Origin of the sequence: Nocardia sp. NBC_00508 (assembly GCF_036346875.1) — a bacterium.
In the GTDB taxonomy this organism is placed as follows: domain Bacteria; phylum Actinomycetota; class Actinomycetes; order Mycobacteriales; family Mycobacteriaceae; genus Nocardia.
In genome coordinates, this window is sequence record NZ_CP107852.1 from 3,844,043 (window position 1) to 3,860,952 (window position 16,910).

15 protein-coding genes are annotated in these 16,910 nt (G+C 66.0%); 8 read left to right on the forward strand and 7 right to left on the reverse strand.

Going from position 1 to position 16,910, the window contains the following annotated elements:
• Window positions 1-160: 160 nt before the first annotated feature.
• The 5 genes from OHA40_RS17005 to tgt all read left to right on the forward strand — a co-directional run bounded on the left by OHA40_RS17005 (window position 161) and on the right by tgt (window position 6,681).
• A complete protein-coding gene (locus tag OHA40_RS17005) occupies window positions 161-682 on the forward strand; it encodes a TetR/AcrR family transcriptional regulator (protein WP_330233997.1) in 522 nt (173 codons plus the stop codon).
• A 37-nt stretch (window positions 683-719) separates the two neighbouring features.
• Window positions 720-1,223, forward strand: coding sequence for an RrF2 family transcriptional regulator (locus OHA40_RS17010; RefSeq protein WP_330233998.1), 504 nt, complete (start codon window positions 720-722; stop codon window positions 1,221-1,223).
• 79 nt (window positions 1,224-1,302) lie between these two features.
• Window positions 1,303-3,036: an ABC transporter ATP-binding protein gene (locus tag OHA40_RS17015; protein ID WP_330233999.1), complete on the forward strand. Its 1,734-nt coding sequence runs from the start codon at window positions 1,303-1,305 to the stop codon at window positions 3,034-3,036.
• Window positions 3,033-4,937, forward strand: a complete 1,905-nt coding sequence (locus OHA40_RS17020) for an ABC transporter ATP-binding protein (protein WP_330234000.1) — start codon at window positions 3,033-3,035, stop codon at window positions 4,935-4,937. Before OHA40_RS17015 ends, OHA40_RS17020 begins: the two co-directional genes overlap by 4 nt.
• Before the next feature lie 505 nt (window positions 4,938-5,442).
• A complete protein-coding gene (tgt, locus tag OHA40_RS17025) occupies window positions 5,443-6,681 on the forward strand; it encodes a tRNA guanosine(34) transglycosylase Tgt (RefSeq protein WP_330234001.1) in 1,239 nt (412 codons plus the stop codon).
• Between the two features lie 734 nt (window positions 6,682-7,415).
• On the opposite strand, the gene OHA40_RS17030 is transcribed toward tgt, so the two are convergent.
• Complete coding sequence (locus OHA40_RS17030; protein WP_330234224.1) at window positions 7,416-8,192, reverse strand: queuosine precursor transporter; 777 nt, start codon at window positions 8,190-8,192, stop codon at window positions 7,416-7,418.
• 32 nt (window positions 8,193-8,224) lie between these two features.
• Between OHA40_RS17030 and OHA40_RS17035 the strand changes: the two genes are divergently transcribed.
• Complete coding sequence (locus OHA40_RS17035) at window positions 8,225-8,746, forward strand: DUF4190 domain-containing protein (protein WP_330234002.1); 522 nt, start codon at window positions 8,225-8,227, stop codon at window positions 8,744-8,746.
• 75 nt (window positions 8,747-8,821) lie between these two features.
• Here OHA40_RS17035 and OHA40_RS17040 read toward each other — a convergent pair whose 3' ends face one another.
• From OHA40_RS17040 to OHA40_RS17050, 3 genes are read right to left on the reverse strand one after another with little or no spacing between them, the layout of a single operon-like run.
• Window positions 8,822-9,502, reverse strand: a complete 681-nt coding sequence (locus OHA40_RS17040) for an RDD family protein (RefSeq protein ID WP_330234003.1) — start codon at window positions 9,500-9,502, stop codon at window positions 8,822-8,824.
• Window positions 9,503-9,548: 46 nt separating this feature from the next.
• A complete protein-coding gene (gluQRS, locus tag OHA40_RS17045; RefSeq protein ID WP_330234004.1) occupies window positions 9,549-10,466 on the reverse strand; it encodes a tRNA glutamyl-Q(34) synthetase GluQRS in 918 nt (305 codons plus the stop codon).
• A gap of 56 nt (window positions 10,467-10,522) precedes the next feature.
• Window positions 10,523-11,005: a DUF309 domain-containing protein gene (locus tag OHA40_RS17050; RefSeq protein ID WP_330234005.1), complete on the reverse strand. Its 483-nt coding sequence runs from the start codon at window positions 11,003-11,005 to the stop codon at window positions 10,523-10,525.
• Between the two features lie 489 nt (window positions 11,006-11,494).
• Between OHA40_RS17050 and OHA40_RS17055 the strand changes: the two genes are divergently transcribed.
• Window positions 11,495-11,638: a DUF397 domain-containing protein gene (locus OHA40_RS17055; protein ID WP_442944057.1), complete on the forward strand. Its 144-nt coding sequence runs from the start codon at window positions 11,495-11,497 to the stop codon at window positions 11,636-11,638.
• A gap of 108 nt (window positions 11,639-11,746) precedes the next feature.
• Here the strand turns inward: OHA40_RS17055 and qcrB are convergent, their stop codons facing one another.
• A complete protein-coding gene (gene qcrB / locus OHA40_RS17060; RefSeq protein ID WP_330234007.1) occupies window positions 11,747-13,387 on the reverse strand; it encodes a cytochrome bc1 complex cytochrome b subunit in 1,641 nt (546 codons plus the stop codon).
• A gap of 177 nt (window positions 13,388-13,564) precedes the next feature.
• Here qcrB and OHA40_RS17065 point away from each other — a divergent pair, with 177 nt between their 5' ends.
• Entirely contained in the window at window positions 13,565-15,208 is a 1,644-nt protein-coding gene (locus OHA40_RS17065; protein ID WP_330234225.1) for a wax ester/triacylglycerol synthase domain-containing protein, read from the forward strand.
• Between the two features lie 69 nt (window positions 15,209-15,277).
• On the opposite strand, the gene OHA40_RS17070 is transcribed toward OHA40_RS17065, so the two are convergent.
• Both OHA40_RS17070 and OHA40_RS17075 read right to left on the reverse strand, forming a co-directional pair.
• Window positions 15,278-15,916, reverse strand: coding sequence for a hypothetical protein (locus tag OHA40_RS17070; protein WP_330234008.1), 639 nt, complete (start codon window positions 15,914-15,916; stop codon window positions 15,278-15,280).
• 84 nt (window positions 15,917-16,000) lie between these two features.
• On the reverse strand, window positions 16,001-16,891 hold the full coding sequence (locus OHA40_RS17075) for an alpha/beta hydrolase (protein ID WP_330234009.1): 891 nt from the start codon (window positions 16,889-16,891) through the stop codon (window positions 16,001-16,003).
• Window positions 16,892-16,910: the final 19 nt, after the last annotated feature.

Sequence of the window (16,910 nt, forward strand, 5' to 3'; positions counted from 1 at the left end):
GGTAGACTACCCAGGAAGTAAGTGGAGGTACAACCTCTATATTGCAGGTGGCGTTCGCCAGGCGCGCGAGTGATGAGAGGATCGTCGAATGGTTGTCCGTGACACACCCGGCGCTGTTTCCCCTGGTGGAGGTACTAAAGCTGCGATTCGCGACGCTGCGGTGAAGCTATTCGGGGCCAAAGGATTCGAGCAGACCAGCCTGCGTGAGGTCGCGGATGCGGTAGGAATCACAAAGGCGTCGCTCTACTATCACTACGCTTCGAAGCTCGATCTGCTCCTGGCGATCATCGATCCGATCGTCGATCACATGCGGTCGATCGTCGACGAACTCGATCACGTGCAGCACGACCCGGATGGCATCCGCCATATTCTGCGGACCTACCTGCGCGGCCTGATCCATCACCGCGACGCCGGAGCGCTGGTCGTGCGCGACACAGTGGCGATCATCAATGCGATGGCCGACCGCTATCCGGACTTGATGGACGCCAGCCAGGTGCTGCGTACCTGGCTGGCCGGGCCGGACGCCACCGATCTGACGCGGCTGCGCGCCTGCGCGGCGCTCGAGGTGATCGGCGTCGCGCTGGTCTCCAAGGAACTGGTGCCGGGCGCGGACGACTCCCTGGTCGAGTCCTCGCTGCTGGATGCGGCGACCTGCGTGCTCACTGTCGGTGGGGCCGCGTAGATTCGAGCTACCACCGCCGATGCCAGGAGTCACCGCTGTGCACATCACCGCGAAGGTCGATTACGCGGTGCGGACGCTGCTCGAGATCGCCAGTGCGCCGCCGTTGAACCGGTCCGTGGTCGGACATGGCGCACCCCTGGTGCAGGCCGCCCCGGTGGTCAAGGCCGAGGCCATCGCCACCGCCCAACGAATTCCGCCCAAAGTGCTCGAGTCCGTGCTCGGCGAGCTGCGCCGCGCCGATCTGGTGATCAGCAGACGCGGCCCGGACGGCGGCTACTGGCTGGCCAGGCCCGCCGCCGAGATTTCCATCGCCGACGTGATCCGCGCGCTCGAGGGCCCGCTCGCGTCGGTGCGCGGTGCGCGGCCGGAGGACGTGCGCTACCCCGGCTCGGCCGAGTCGTTGCAACGGGTGTGGATCGCCCTGCGGGTCAATATCCGTGCGGTGCTGGAGAACGTGTCCATCGACGACATCGCCCGCAACCGGCTGCCCGGATTCGTGGAGGCGCTTACCGAGGACCCCGGCGCCTGGGCGCGAAGATAGTGCAGGCGCCGATGGCATACTTGCTGGTCAGAAATCCCAGCGACGCATCGCGGCAATTGCCGGTAGCCTGCGATTCATCATGCTGATCAGACTGCTCCGGACGCATCTGTACCCCTACCGCGCCCAGTTGGCGGGGGTCGTTGCGCTGCAGCTGGTTTCCGTCATCGCGATGCTGTACCTGCCGAGCCTGAACGCGGATCTGATCGACAACGGCGTCACCAAGGGCGATCTCGGCTACATCTGGACCACCGGTCTGTGGATGCTCGCCGTCACCGGCGTGCAGATCGTCGCCTCGGCCGCCTCGGTCTATTTCGGCGCGCAGGCGGCGATGGGCGCGGGCCGGGATCTGCGCGGCGCGGTGCTGCACCGCGTCGGCACGTTCTCCGCGCGCGAAGTGGGGATGTTCGGCGCGCCCTCGCTGATCACCCGCAATACGAACGATATTCAGCAGGTTCAGCTGCTCATCGCGATGTCGGCGACCATCCTGGTGATGGCGCCCATCATGTGCGTCGGCGGCATCATCATGGCGTTGCGCGAGGATCTCGGCCTGTCCTGGCTGTTGCTGATCGCGGTGCCCGCGTTGGGTCTGTCCATGGCCGTGCTGATCTCCAGAATGGTGCCAGGCTTCCGCGACATGCAGGCCAGGATCGACGAGGTGAATCGGGTGCTGCGTGAGCAGATCACCGGTATCCGCGTGGTCCGGGCCTTCGTGCGGGAGCGGCAGGAGACCTGGCGATTCGGCCTGGCCAACACCGAGCTGACCGACACCGCGCTGCGCGTCGGCCGGTTGATGGCGCTGATGTTCCCGGCGGTCATGCTGATCAGCAATGTCACAGCCGTCGCGGTGATCTGGTTCGGCGGACGCGCGATCGACGCCGGGCACATGCAGATCGGCTCGCTCACCGCGATGCTGTCCTACATCATGCAGATCCTGATGGCCGTGATGATGGCCTCGTTCCTGGCCATGATGGCGCCGCGCGCCGCCGTTTCCGCCGACCGGATCGGCGAAGTGCTCGACACCGAATCCTCGGTCCATCCGCCGCGGCTGCCGCAGCCGTTCACCGACGACCCGGCCATCGTGGACTTCGGGTTCGCCGAATTCGCCTTCCCCGGCGCGGAGAAGCCGGTGTTGAAAGCCATTCGGTTCCAGGTGAGGCCGGGCACAACCACCGCGATCGTCGGGTCTACCGGTGCGGGCAAGACCACCTTGGTCAACCTCGTCCCCCGGCTGATGGACGCCACCGACGGCGCGGTCTACGTCGGCGGCACCGACGTCCGCCACATCGACTTGGAGCTGTTGCGCTCGCAGATCGGACTCGTACCGCAGAAGGCGTACCTGTTCTCGGGAACGATCGCGAGCAATCTGCGTTACGGCAATCCCGACGCCACCGACGAAGAACTATGGCGCGCATTGGAGATCGCTCAGGCCGCCGATTTCGTCCAGGAGATGCCGGAAGGGTTGCAGGCCCCGGTCGCGCAAGGCGGCACGACCGTCTCGGGTGGCCAGCGTCAGCGGCTCGCCATCGCGCGAGCGCTGGTGAAGAAGCCGAAGGTGTACCTGTTCGACGACTCGTTCTCCGCACTCGACGTCGCTACCGACGCCAGACTGCGGGAGGCGCTGAAGCCGGAGACCGCCGACGCCTCGGTGATCATCGTGGCCCAGCGCATCGCCACCATCCGCGACGCCGATCAGATCGTGGTGCTCGAGGACGGCGCGATGGCGGGCGTAGGCACCCATGAGCAACTGATGCGGGACTGCTCGGAGTACCGAGAGATCGTCGAATCGCAACTGAGCGCGGAGGAGGCGCGATGAGACCGGGAATGCCCAGCCCCGGTGCGCCGGACGCCAAGGCGAAATCGTTCGGCCCCTCCCTGAAACGTCTGCTGCGCAGACTCGCGCCGGAGCGGTTCTACGTCGGGCTGATCGTGGCGCTCGTCGTCGCCTCGGTGGTGCTGAACACGCTCGGGCCCTACATCCTGGGCAAGGCGACCAACCTGGTCTTCGACGGCGTGGTCGGCAAGCAGCTGCCGTCGGACGTCAGCAAGGATCAGGCGATCGAAGCGCTGCGGGCCAAGGGCGACGACACTTTCGCCGACATGCTCAGCGCCATGGATGTGGTGCCCGGCGTGGGTGTGGACTTCCACGCGGTCGCCTGGGTACTCGTGCTGGTGCTGGTGCTCTACGTCGGCGCCGCCGTGTTCGGCTGGCTGCAGGGGTACCTGCTCAACATCGTGATCAACCGGACGGTGAAGCGGCTGCGCAGCGACGTCGAGGACAAGATCCACCGGCTTCCGTTGCGCTACTTCGATTCCGCGCCGCGTGGTGACGTGCTCAGCCGGGTGACCAACGACGTGGACAACGTGTCGCAGAGTCTCCAGCAGACCATGAGCCAGCTGTTGATCTCGGTGTTCTCGGTGCTCGGCATCCTGGTGATGATGTTCTGGATCTCGTGGGTGCTCGCGGTGATCGCGTTGCTCACCGTTCCGGCCGCCATCGTGGTCACCGCACAGATCGCGAAACGCTCCAAGCCGCACTTCGTCAACCAGTGGAAATACACCGGCCTGGTGAACGCGCAGGTCGAGGAGGCATACACCGGGCACGAGGTGGTCACCGCGTTCGGGCGCAACCGCGAGGTCGGCAAGGAATTCGACAAGCGCAACGAAGAGCTCTACCAGGCCAGTTTCAAAGCCCAGTTCATCTCCGGGCTGATCATGCCCGCGATCATGTTCCTCGGGAACGTGAATTTCGTGCTGGTCGCGCTGGTCGGCGGCCTCAAGGTGGCGACGGGCAGCCTCTCGCTCGGCGAAGTGCAGGCGTTCATCCAGTACTCCCGGCAGTTCAGCCAGCCGTTGACCCAGCTCGGCGCGATGGCCAACCTGTTGCAATCCGGCGTCGCCTCGGCCGAGCGGATCTTCGAGATCCTCGACGCGGAGGAGCAGACCCCGGACCCGGTGATGGGCAATGCCCGTCCGGTCGATCGCGGCCGGGTGGAGTTCGAGGCCGTCTCGTTCCGCTACGAACCGGAGAAGCCGGTGATCGAGCGTCTCTCGCTGGTGGCCGAGCCCGGGCACGTGGTGGCCATCGTCGGCCCGACCGGCGCGGGCAAGACCACGCTGGTGAATCTGCTCATGCGGTTCTACGAACTGGACGCGGGCACCATCACCGTCGATGAGGTCGACATCACCCAGATCACCCGCGACCACCTGCGCTCGCGCATCGGCATGGTGTTGCAGGACACCTGGCTGTTCCGCGGAACCATCCGCGAGAACATCGCCTATGGCAACCCGAACGCAGGCGAGCAGGACATCCTCGCCGCGGCGCGCGCCGCCTACGTGGACCGATTCGTGCACGCGCTGCCCGATGGCTACGACACGATCATCGATGAGGAGGGCTCCGGCGTCAGCGCGGGCGAGAAACAGCTGATCACCATCGCGCGCGCCTTCCTGGCCAACCCGTCCATCCTCATCTTGGACGAGGCCACCAGTTCGGTGGACACCCGCACCGAACTGCTGGTGCAGCATGCCACCGCGGCGCTGCGCCGGGACCGCACCAGCTTCGTCATCGCCCATCGCCTGTCCACCATCCGCGACGCCGACTTGATCGTCGTCATGGAATCGGGCCGGATCGTGGAACACGGCGCGCACGAACGCCTACTCGAGGAGCGCGGAGCGTACTACCGCCTCTACAACGCCCAGTTCGCCGCGGCTGTGTAGTTTTGCCGCGCCTGCGGCGCGAACGGGGAATGCTCGGTCTCGCTTCGCTCGAAAGAGAACGCTGGGCCAGTGTGGTTGCATAACAGCGCCAGCGCGGCATCTGCATGTACGCGGTTGCCTGTCGCTGATCCCACGCACGCAAGCTAGGCCACTGGCGGTCTCGCTATCGCTCGAATGAGGACGCTGGGCCAGCATGGTTGCGTAGCAGCGCCAGCGCGGCATCTGCATGTACGCGGTTGCCTGTCGCGGCCGCTCGGACGCGAGTCGGGCCGCGAACGGGCGATGCTCGGTCTCGCTTCGCTCGAAACCGGGTGTTCGGCCCGTGTGGTTGAGTGGGAGGGCTAGCGCAGAACCCGGATGCTCGCCGTCCGGGTGTGCGTGGGGGCAGCTGCTTCGGTGCGGCACCGCGTGGGCGGCTGTACTAGCTGATGATGCAGACGCGCGCCCCGGGCGGTGATCGGTGGCCTGGTGTGGTCGGCGTGCGGGGAACTGCGAGGATAGCGGGGTGCTCGGTCCCGAATCCTTCTCCTTCACCGTTGGTACCCGTCTGGATGGGCGGCACGGCCGGTCCGGTGTGATCGGTACGCCGCACGGTCCGATCGCCACGCCCGCGTTCATCCCGGTGGGCACCAAGGCGACCGTCAAGGCGGTGCTGCCGGAGACGATGCGAGAGCTCGGTGCCCAAGCGTTGCTGGCCAACGCCTACCACCTCTACCTGCAACCGGGCGCCGACATCGTGGACGAAGCGGGCGGGCTCGGCGCGTTCATGAACTGGCCGGGACCGACCTTCACCGACAGCGGCGGGTTCCAGGTGATGTCGCTGGGCGTCGGGTTCAAGAAGGTGCTGGCGATGGAGGCCGTCGACGTCCGCAGCGACGATGTGATCGCCCCGGGCAAGGAACGGCTGGCCACCGTGGACGACGACGGCGTCACCTTCCGCTCGCACCTGGACGGCTCCGCACACCGGTTCACCCCCGAGGTATCGATGGGCATTCAGCACCAGCTGGGCGCCGACATCATGTTCGCCTTCGACGAGCTCACCACGCTGCTCAACACGCGTGCCTATCAGGAGCGGTCGGTGCAGCGCACGCACGAGTGGGCGCAGCGCTGTATCGACGAGCACGAGCGCTTGACCGCCGCACGCACGCACCGCCCGTACCAGGCGCTGTTCGCCGTCATCCAGGGCGCGCAATACGAGGACTTGCGCCGCAAGGCCTGTCGCGGACTCGAATCGATTCGCGGAACTGCGGGAACGGATTTCGACGGCTACGGAATCGGCGGCGCGCTGGAGAAGCACAACCTGGGCGCCATCGTCGGCTGGTGCTGTGACGAGCTGCCCGAGGACAAGCCGCGACACATGCTCGGCATCAGCGAGCCGGAGGACGTCTTCACCGCCATCGAGAACGGCGCGGACACCTTCGACTGCGTGAACCCGTCACGGGTCGCTCGCAACGCGGCGATCTACATCGACACCGGCCGGTTCAACATCAACACCAGCCGCTTCCGCCGCGACTTCACCCCGATCGACGAGTCCTGCGACTGCTACACCTGCGCCAACTACACCCGCGCCTACATCCATCATCTTTTCAAGGCCAAAGAGATGCTCGCGGCCACACTGTGCACAATCCACAACGAGCGGTTCACGGTGCGTCTTGTGGATCGCATCCGGCAGAGCATCGAGGGCGGCAACTTCGACGAGCACAAGGCTGAAACATTGGGCCGCTGGCGCGGGAATGGTGGTTGATCCGCACCTCCTGCGAATGGTGGTCGCGAGCCTCGCACCGCTACCGTGGCAAAACGACGCTGCGGGAGCCCTGAGGTCGCCGCCTCGATCCCCAGCGCCAGCGCTCGCCGAGGTCTTCCCCACGAAGCCTCAACGCAACCACACTGGCCCAACCCCGCTATCGAGCGAACCGAGACCGACCGGCGACCCGGCTCGTGTTCGTGTGACCAGTGACAGGCAACCGCGTGCATCCAGATGCCGCGTTGGCGCTGTTACGCAACCATGCTGGCCAAGTGTCCTCTTTCGAGCGATAGCGAGACCGCCCAGTGGCCCTAGCTCGCGTGCGTGTGATCAGCGACCCGAGACCGACCGGCGATCCGGCTCGTGTTCGAGTGATCAGCGACAGGCAACCGCGTACGTGCAGATGCCGTGCTGGCGCTGCTACGCAACCATGCTGGCCAAGTGTCCTCTTTCGAGCGATAGCGAGACCGCCAGTGGCCTAGCTCGTGTGCGTGTGATCAGCGGGTCACAGGCAACCGCGTACATGCAGATGCCGCGCTGGCGCTGTTACGCAACCACGCTGGCCCAGCGTTCTCTTTCGAGCGAAGCGAGACCGAGCATTCTCCGTTCGCGGCCCGGCTCGCGTCCGAGCGGCCGACGCGTCCGCGACGAAGTCGCCAGCGGCGGTCGCTCGGACGCGAGCCATAAGGGGGCCGCGAACACGCCGCGCCGCAGGCGCGGCAAAAAGACAGAGCTCAGGCTTGCAGCGGAGCGACTTCCGTTGGGGCGTAGGTTGTTTCGTGCTTCTTCAGGAATGCGATCACTCGATAGGTGATCGGCAGCACCAGTACTTCGACGAGGGTTTTCCAGAGGAAGCCGACGATCACGTAGTTCACGAACTGCTGCCAGGTGTCGATGCCGATGGCGCCCGCGGCGATCGAGCAGAAGATCAGTGTGTCCGCGAACTCGCCGACAATAGTCGATCCGATCAGCCTGGCCCACAGATACTTTTCCTTGGTTCGCTCCTTGATCAGTACCAAGGTCGCGGAATTCAGTAGTTGTCCGACGAAGTATCCGGCCAAGCCTGCGATGACGAGCCGGGGCGTGGTCCCGAGGACAGTGTGGAACGCCTCCTGGTTCTCGTAGAAGCTCGCGGCGGGCAGCCGGATCGCGATGGCGAAGCACACGACCGTCAGCAGCAGCGCGGCGAAGCCGTAGTAGATAGCACGCCGGGTGGCGCGGAAGCCATACACCTCGCTCAGCACATCGCCGAGGATGTAGGCCAGCGGGAAGAGGAAGAAGGCTCCGTCGGTGGCGATGGGCAGGATTTGCAGCGGCCCCAGCGACACCGAGCGATCGCCGAGGAACTCCACCCCCTTGGTGGCACAGATATTGGAAATGATCAGGGTCGCGGTGAACAGGGCCACGATCGGTGCGTAGTACCCCCGCGCTACCTGGGCAAATGCCGCATGGTTCGACGCGGGGCGCCCAGGCCCGTGTTCTTCGGTGGTTTTCGACTCACTCACCCGCATCATCCAACCAGGTTGTGGAATACGCTGTAGCAATGACGAATCCCGGCGATTCCGACGAGTGGTGGAAGCAGTACGGCGGCCAAGGCGTGTCGCCGGAATCCGGTGGGCAGAGTTCGGTGCCGCAGTACCCGAGCGCCGAGCAGCCGTCGGGTTATCCGTCGGCGCCGCAGTACCCGGTGCAGCCGCCGTCGCAGCCGATGACGCCGCCTCCGCAGCCGCAGTACCCGTCCTACCAGCAGCCTGCGCAGCCGTATCCGCAGCAGCAGCCGAGCTACGGCTACCAGAGTCCCTACCAGCCCTATGGCGCTCCGGTGCAGGGCACCAACGGCATGGCGATCGGCGCGCTGATCTCGTCGCTGGTCGGATTCGTCACCTGTGGGCTCGGCTCCATCGTCGGCATCATCCTCGGGGTGGTCGCGCTGAATCAGATCAAGCAGTCCGGCCAGGATGGGCGGGGCATGGCGCTCGCGGGCATCTGGATCGGTGTCGGCGCGTTCGTGCTCGGCGCCCTGTGGTTGGTCGTCGTGATCATCGCGGGCGTTACGAGCGCGTAGCGGCACAGCCCGGGAAAGCACCAGGGGCGCACCCGATCGGGTGCGCCCCTGCGCGTTTCGTGCCGCTCTCGCGGGTCAGGCCTTGACGACCTGGGTGCCGCCGGCGAACTTGTCGTGCCAGCCCTGCTTGTTCGGGTCCTGGGAGATGGTGATCATGATGTAGATCGCCAGGCCGAGCGAGACCAGGCCGCCGATGCACGGAATGATGTTCGCGGCGACGAACAGGTTGCGCTTCAGCGAGGTGACCGGGTCGATCTTGGCGGCGCCACCCGGGGGAAGCACCTTCAGGCCGAGGATCTTCTTGCCGAGCGTGGTGCCCTGCGAGGTCTCCAGGCCGACGAAGTAGCCGAGCTGCACCAGGGTCCAGACCAGGCCGAGCCCGATGGTCAGCGCAAGAGAGTCGCTGACCAGGGCGTACAGGATGAAGTAGGGGATCATCAGGATGATCGCGTCGATGACGCGGGCGCCGATGCGGGTCCCGAGGTCGCCCGGCTGGCCGCCGTAGTTGTTGTTGAACCCGGGCTGCTGCGGGTACTGACCGTAGGGGTCCTGCCCGTACTGGGGCTGCTGACCGTACTGCGGCTGCTGCTGCCCGTACTGGGGCTGCTGCCCGTACTGCGGCGGCTGCTGGCCGTACTGCGGCTGCTGACCGTACTGGGGCTGCTGACCGTACTGGTCGCCGCCTTGCGGGTACGGCTGCCCATACGGCTGCCCGCCCTGCGGATACTGGTTGGGGTCGTACCCACCGCTTGTCATAGTTGTTTGTCCTCGTCGATTGATCAGTAGTTGGACGATGCGTACGTTACGGACATCGGCTGCTTTGCAACAACCCATTCACGTCGAGTATCCACGGTTCGCAGGGCAGTCGCCGGGCGTCGAAATGCGCGAGTAGCTCGGACGACGATGTCGCGGTGTAGCCGAGCGAAGCGGCGAGCGCCGTGACGACTTCCTCGGGCGTGTTGCCGAGCGCTCGCCGGTCGCTGAGCGTCACCGCCCCATCCCGTTTCGCCAGCCGCCGCCCCTCCGGGTTGAGCACCAGCGGCACGTGCGCATAGTGCGGCACTGGAAGGCCGAGCAGTGTGGCGAGGTACGCCTGTCGTGGGGTCGACGGCAGCAGGTCGTCGCCGCGCACCACTTGGTCGACACCCTGTGCCGCGTCGTCCACGACCACCGCGAGGTTGTAGGCCGGGACGCCGTCACCGCGGCGCAGCACCACGTCGTCGACCGGGCCGCGGTAGCGGCCGTGCAGATTGTCGTTCACCTCGAACTCGGTGGCCGTCGCGCGCAGGCGCAGCGCGGCGGGGCGGCCCGCAGCGCGCAGCCGGGCGCGTTCCGACTCGCTCAGTGCGCGACAGGTGCCGGGATAGGCGCCTATCGGGCCGTGCGGCGCTGTCGCTGCCTTCTGGATTTCCTTTCGGGTGCAATAGCATTCATAGGTGAGACCGGCGGTGGTGAGGCGTTCGATGGCCGCCTCGTAATACGGCAGCTGTTCGGACTGACGCACCACGGGGCCGTCCCAGTCCACGCCGATAGCGGCGAGGTCGTCCAACTGCCGCCGCTCGGCGCCGAGGCGCACCCGATCCAGGTCATCGATCCTGAGCACGAAGTTCCGACCGGTGGAGCGGGCGAAGGCCCAGGCGAGCAGCGCCGTGCGGAGATTGCCCAGGTGCAGGTCCCCGGACGGGCTCGGCGCGTACCGGCCCGCGCCCGGCTCAGCCACGGGCTCGGCTGGTGAACGAGGAGATGCGCACTCCTGCCATGGTAGGAGCGAGGCGATCAGCCGCGCAGACGCGGCCTCAGGTCGGCCTCCGACAGTTCTTCGCCCGTCTCCAGTGCGGCGAGCAGAGATTCCGCGTGGGCGACCAGTCCGGCGCGGTCGATACCATAGGGCACTTTATCTTTCTCCGGGTGATAGGCGGTCAGCCGGGACACCGCGCGGGCCAGGAGTGTACGCGCCCCTTTGGGATTTCCTCGCTGTATGTGGGTGAGACCGACAGCGAACTGTGCGAGCGCCTGCCACAGCATCCGCTCGGCGAACGGACCGTTCTTCCATGCGGCCTCTAAAACCTCATGTGCATTGAAAGCTAGTCCTTTGTCCAGCAGTTGCTGGGCGAAGGTCAAGGTTTGCTGGGGTGGCAGATCGAGATCATCCGGAATTCGGGCAACTCCGGTGCTGCCCGGCGGCAGTGGACGCCCGAGGCGATCGCGCGGACGGGCACTACGGGCGCGACCTGCATCGTCGCGATCGCGTTCGACCATAGGTTCCATGATGCACGGCTGCGGCGACGTGGTCGACGCGGGCCGTGGCCGTCGGAGAATTGTCGACCGATAACAGAGCAATCACATCCGCTAAAAAGATTGTGGTACGCCAGTGCGAAGAATGGATCACATCGGCTGGCAATGTTTCCGCAACTCCCTTCCTTCACAAACATGTGCGGCTCCGCTGATTGAATAGGCAAGAGACGAGCAAACTTTCGATGGACCTGCTAGTGTTACCGCGCGGGGACAAGCCCCGCGCGAGGTTAATTTCCTCTCGAACTCGATGTGCGATATCAACGCACCGAGAAAGTGCGCGCTGGCAAGTGGCGCACTGCGGGATTCGGCTATCCAGCCGGGTGCCGAGGCTAGTCGGAACGATGTCAGGAGAAATCTCGCTCTCGACGCAGCAAAGGAGCTAGTGCCGTGAAAGTTGATTGGGCGGGCGCTGTGTGGCGCAAGAGCACATACAGTGGTCCGGATGGGAACTGCGTGGAAGTCGCTTTTCTGGGGGACGGCAACGTAGCGGTTCGTGACACCAAGGACAACGGACGTGGCCCCGTCTTGGCCTTCGTACCGGGCGAGTGGGATGCGTTCCTAGCGGGGGTCTCGGCGGGCGAGTTCCGGCGAGGATGAACCGCACGGGAGCCGCCTGAGCCAGGCAAAGCGGGCCCCGGGTCGCGTGGACTCGGGGCCTTCGCGGTTTTCCGACAGTTTTGGACAGCTTCCTATGCTGTCGAATCGTCAATGGGCGGAACCGTTTCCGCTGCCGTTCGCCCGCTCCTGGACCTTGCGCAGCACGGCGAGCTGCTTGCGTTCCTCTTCGTGCTCGCTCTCGAAGTGCTGCTCGCTCTCGCGGCGCGGGTCCGCGCGCAGGAAGCTGCCGGTGCCCGGCTTGCCCGCCGCTCCCAGCTTGCTCATCTTCTTCGGGACCGGTGCGCCCTGGTACTCCAGCGGAATCGGGTGACCGTGCTCGTCCACCGGTCCGAGCGGCTGATGGATCTCGATGTACTCGCCGTGCGGCAAGCGCTTGATCACACCGGTTTCCACGCCGTGCTCCAGCACCGCGCGGTCGCCGCGCTGCAGGCCGAGGCAGACACGGTAGGCGATGAAGTAGGCCAACGGCGGCGCGAGCAGAAGCCCGATCCGGCCCACCCAGGTCGTTGCGTTCAGCGAGATGTCGAACTTGTAGGCGATGATGTCGTTGACGCAGGACAGGGTCAAGACCACGTAGAATGCGATCGCCATCGCGCCGATCGCCGTGCGGACCGGAACGTCACGCGGGCGCTGCAGCAGGTTGTGGTGTGCGGCCGTGTCGCCGGTGAGCCGCTTCTCGATCCACGGATAGGCGATGAGCAGGGCGAACACTACCGTCATGATCACCGCCACCCAGAACACCGCGGGCACGGTGTAGTTACCGATATACAGCTCCCACGGCGGCATCAACCGGGCCATGCCGTCGGTCCACATCATGTAGAAGTCCGGCTGCGAACCCGCCGACACCTGTGACGGGTTGTAGGGGCCGAGATTCCAGATCGGGTTGATCTGCAACAACCCACCCATGATGCCCACGATGCCGAGGGTGAAGGCGAAGAACGCGCCCTGATCAGCGGCGAACACCGGCACGATCCGCGCGCCGACCACGTTGTGCTCGGTGCGGCCCGGTCCGGGGAACTGGGTGTGCTTCTGGTACCACACCAACGCGATATGTGCCGCGATCAGCGCCAGGATGATGCCAGGGAACAGCAGCACGTGCGCGATGTACAGGCGCGGGATGATGATGTCGCCGGGGAAGTCGCCGCCGAACATCAGCCAGTGCATCCAGGTGCCGATGATCGGGATGGACATCGTGATCCCCGAGAACGCTGCCCGCAGGCCGGTGCCCGAGAGCAGGTCATCGGGCAGCGAGTAGCCGAAGAACCCTTCGAACATCGCCAGGATCAGCAGCAGCGAACCCATCACCCAGTTCGCCTCCCGCGGCTTGCGGAACGCGCCGGTGAAGAAGATCCGGAACAAGTGCACGATGATCGACGCGGCGAACAGCAACGCCGCCCAGTGGTGCACCTGGCGGACGAACAGACCGCCGCGCACCTCGAAGGAGATGTCCAGCGCGGTCTCATACGCCCGCGACATCGTCACACCGCGTAGCGGCTGGTAGGAGCCGTTGTAGACGACCTCCGCCATGGAGGGGTCGAAGAACAAGGTCAGGTATACGCCCGACAGCAGCAGGATGATGAAGCTGTAGAGCGCGATCTCGCCGAGCAGGAACGACCAGTGGGTCGGGAAGACCTTGTTGATCGACCGCTTCATGAACGCCGCGGCACGATACCGCTCGTCCGCCTCATGGGCTTGCTTAGCGCTTGTGCGAGCTAGATCTATCGCCATGGCCGACACCCCGCCCTGGGTGAGAGTGGTATCCGTTCCTACTACAGACGGTAGCAGAGCTTGGCCGCGGAATCGATGGGGATTTTCCGGCCCATTTGTGGAACAAGATCATTCACATTTCTCGGGCTCGCCGGGAGTGGTCGAATCCGAGTCGATATCGTTCAACTGGTGAGCGCGATGGCACCGCAGGACGCGACGATGTACTGGTTGTCCAAACGCACGCGCAACGATCTGTTTCTGCTGAATTGCTTCGCGGATTCTGGACGGTCGACCGAAGAACTGCGCGCCGCCATCGCCGAACGTAGCGAACGGATTGCCGACCTCCGGGTCCGGCTGCGCGAACTGCCCGCGGACATCGATTACCCGTCCTGGACGCCCTGCGAATTCGCCACCGAGCAATTCATCGAACATCAACTGCCGGAGCCTAGTTGGACGCACCTGCTGGATGCGCTCGGCAACGTGCTCGGCACCGCGGTCGACGCCGCCGCGCGCCCGTGGCGATTGCATGTGTTCCGCGGGATCGTCGACGCACCAGGGGCAGGGAATGGGGCCGCCCTGGTGGCCGTGCTGCAGATGTCGCATGCGCTTGCCGATGGACGGCGGGCCTCGGCGATCGCGCGGGCGCTGTTCAGCGGGTCCGTGGTGGACGAGGGTGTCCCCTCCGGGGACAGTCGGCGATCGGGATCGGTGGTGCGGGGAAGCAATGCCGGGGTCGATGGTGGGCAGGCTGGGGACGTGAGTGCGATCGCGAGTGGCGGACGTGGCGCACCTGCGAAGCGAAGGCCAGCCGCAGGCGACCACGTGGCCGCTGTCGATGGTGGTGCGACCAGGTCGACGGGAGGGGTGAACTCGGGGGCATCCACGCGGTCGTCCAACCTGTTCACTCGAGGGCGGCAGACCGGCTCGGCGCTGGCCGGTGCACTGGGAATCCGTTCCGCGGTGTCGGGACGGGGGCGCGAGATATCCGCTGGGCTGCTGTTCGATTCGGCGCTGGGATTGCTGCGCTTGCCGGTCGGGCTGGCCTCGACCGCGGTGCGGGGTTACCAAGCCTTTCAGGCGCAGCGGCAATTGGCACAGTTGACCGAGGCAGGCCAATTGCCGCCACCCGGGCCGGGTTTTCCGCCCACCCTGGTGAATCGCTCTGTGGCCGAAGGAATATCGCGACATGACGTTCGGATGCTCGTGTTCCCGGCCGAAGACCTGCGGGTACCTGATCGCACCGTCACCGTTGTGGTCCTGACAGCAGTGTCGGTGGCGCTCGCTCGCTATCTGGCCAACCGGGGCGAACCTGTGCAGCGCCTCGGCGCGCAGGTGCCGATGGCCTTGCCGGAGCCGCCCACCGGGGATGACACCCGCCCACGCAACAACTACCGCAGTCTCGGCGTCGACCTGTTCGCCGACGAGCCGGACCTGCGCCTGCGCGCCGACAAGATCGCCGCCGAGCTCGCCGAGCGACGCCTGCGCGCCAAGCATCCGCTCTTGTCCGCGCAGGACCGGGTCACCGCGACCGTCCCCGCCCCGTTGCTGCGCCGCGACGTCGACCACTATCCCCTCGACGCGGTCCCCGACTCGATCGCGGGCCACACGGTCGTCTCCAGCGTCGACCGTGGCCCCGCCGACCTCGTCTTCGGCGGCGGCCCCGTACGGTTCACCGCCGGTTTCCCTGCGCTCGGCTCCGTCATGCACCTCACCCATGGCGTGCACGGCCTCGGCGCCGCGGTCACTGTCTCCCTGCACGCGGACTCTGCGGTCGTGCCTGACGTCGATGCCTACGCGGGCCTGCTCCGCGTCGCCATGAAAGAAGTCACCGACGCGCTGTGAACCCCTCGGCACACCAGATTCCGCCCCGGGTCATGATCCGGGGCGACAAGCCGATCCAGGCCCGCGGGATCAAGCTCGGACGAGGGCCGGTGGGGGTGTGGCCTGCGCGAGTTCGCTGGAGACCTTGATCTCGAGTTCGATCCGCGTCGCGCTGATCACGGAGCGTTCTTCCTCCACGGTGTTCTCGATCGCTCGCGACCACAGCGCTTGGATTTCCGAGATCTCCTCGCCGGTGGCCTCGCCGTCGAGTTCGATCCCACGCCGCTGCAGGGTGATGTTCAGCGCCGCGGTGAGCGTGCGCATCAGATCCGCACAGCGATTGGGGAGCTTGCGGTGCGCCACGACGCGCAGGCTGCTGACGAATCCCAGTGACCCGGCGATGGTTCGGCGAAGTTCCTCACCCACCCGGTCCAGCTCGTCGTCGGTCCAGCGGTCGCACTGCATCAACTGCTGACGGACCTCGCTGGATATCGCCAGCACGGAAGAGACCGCGTTCAGCACGGATTCCCGCCGCCACTTGTCGTGTTCACGGCGTTCCGCCGCCGTGTTCGTCAGCTCCACATTGCGCTGCGCGGCATCGAGTGTGACCCGGTTCCGCTCGTCCGCGGCGGTGACCGCCGCACGATTCGTGCGGTTGCCGACCAGCACGCCGACCAATGCCGCAATGGCGACGATGAGGGAACCGAGGAGTGGAAGCCACTGAGTCACGGGGAGATCATCGCATCGTAATCGCCACTCGCACAGTCGCGATCACCCGACGGTCAGCTCGAGTGTGCTGGACGACCAGGAGCCTCACGCAGCTTTCGGCGCAAGGTGTTCGGTCAGGAAGGCAATCTGATCGGCGACGACGTGCTCCACGATCGGCGGGTGGTAGACGGTGAAGTGATCGGCGTCGTAGTGCTCCAGGACGGCTTGGGGTGCGGCGGCCGCGGCCTTCTCCAGGACCGTGGGAGCGATGAGGTTCTCTCGGTCGCAGGCACACAACAGCAGCGGGCAGCGCACGCTCGACGCTCGAGCCGCGGCGTTGTAGAACAGCATGCCCAGCCCTGAGCTTGCGGTGACGCGGTTATCGAACTCGTACCCGGGCGGGGTGACCGATTGCCAACCCTCGAGGGCGCCGGCTTGGTTGACGAAAGCCAGTTCGTCCGGACGGCCGACCAGCGGCACATACCGCCGGGGCAGGCCCAAGACCGAGCGCAGCAGATCAGAGATTATCGGCCTGGTGAACCGGAGAAGATGGCGCACTCCCGCCCGGGCGACGACCGCACGGCCACTCAGTACCGGGCACTGCACCACAGCCGCGCTGATCTCGGGATGGCGAGCCGCCGCGGCGATCACGTGGCTTGCCCCGAAGGAGGTGCCCCAGAGTGCGACCCGTCCGGAGTCGAGTTCGGGACGTGAGCGGACGAACGTGAGCGCGGCGTCGACGTCGGTGGCATAGCGGCGCGTGCTCATCAACTGACGCGGCAGGCCACCAGATTCGCCGAGGTGGCGGAAGTCGAAGGCCACCACGGCCAAACCTGCTTCGGAGAACCATTTCTCGTATTGAGCGAGCATCATCTCGTGGGTCGCGCCGCCGCCGTGCACGAGCACGACCACCGGGTGCGGACCCGGGCCGGTCGGCAGGGTCAGCCATGCCGCGCACTCGTCGCCGCCGGAAGGAAAGCTGGTCCGGATAGTCATGACACCTCGATTTAGGTAC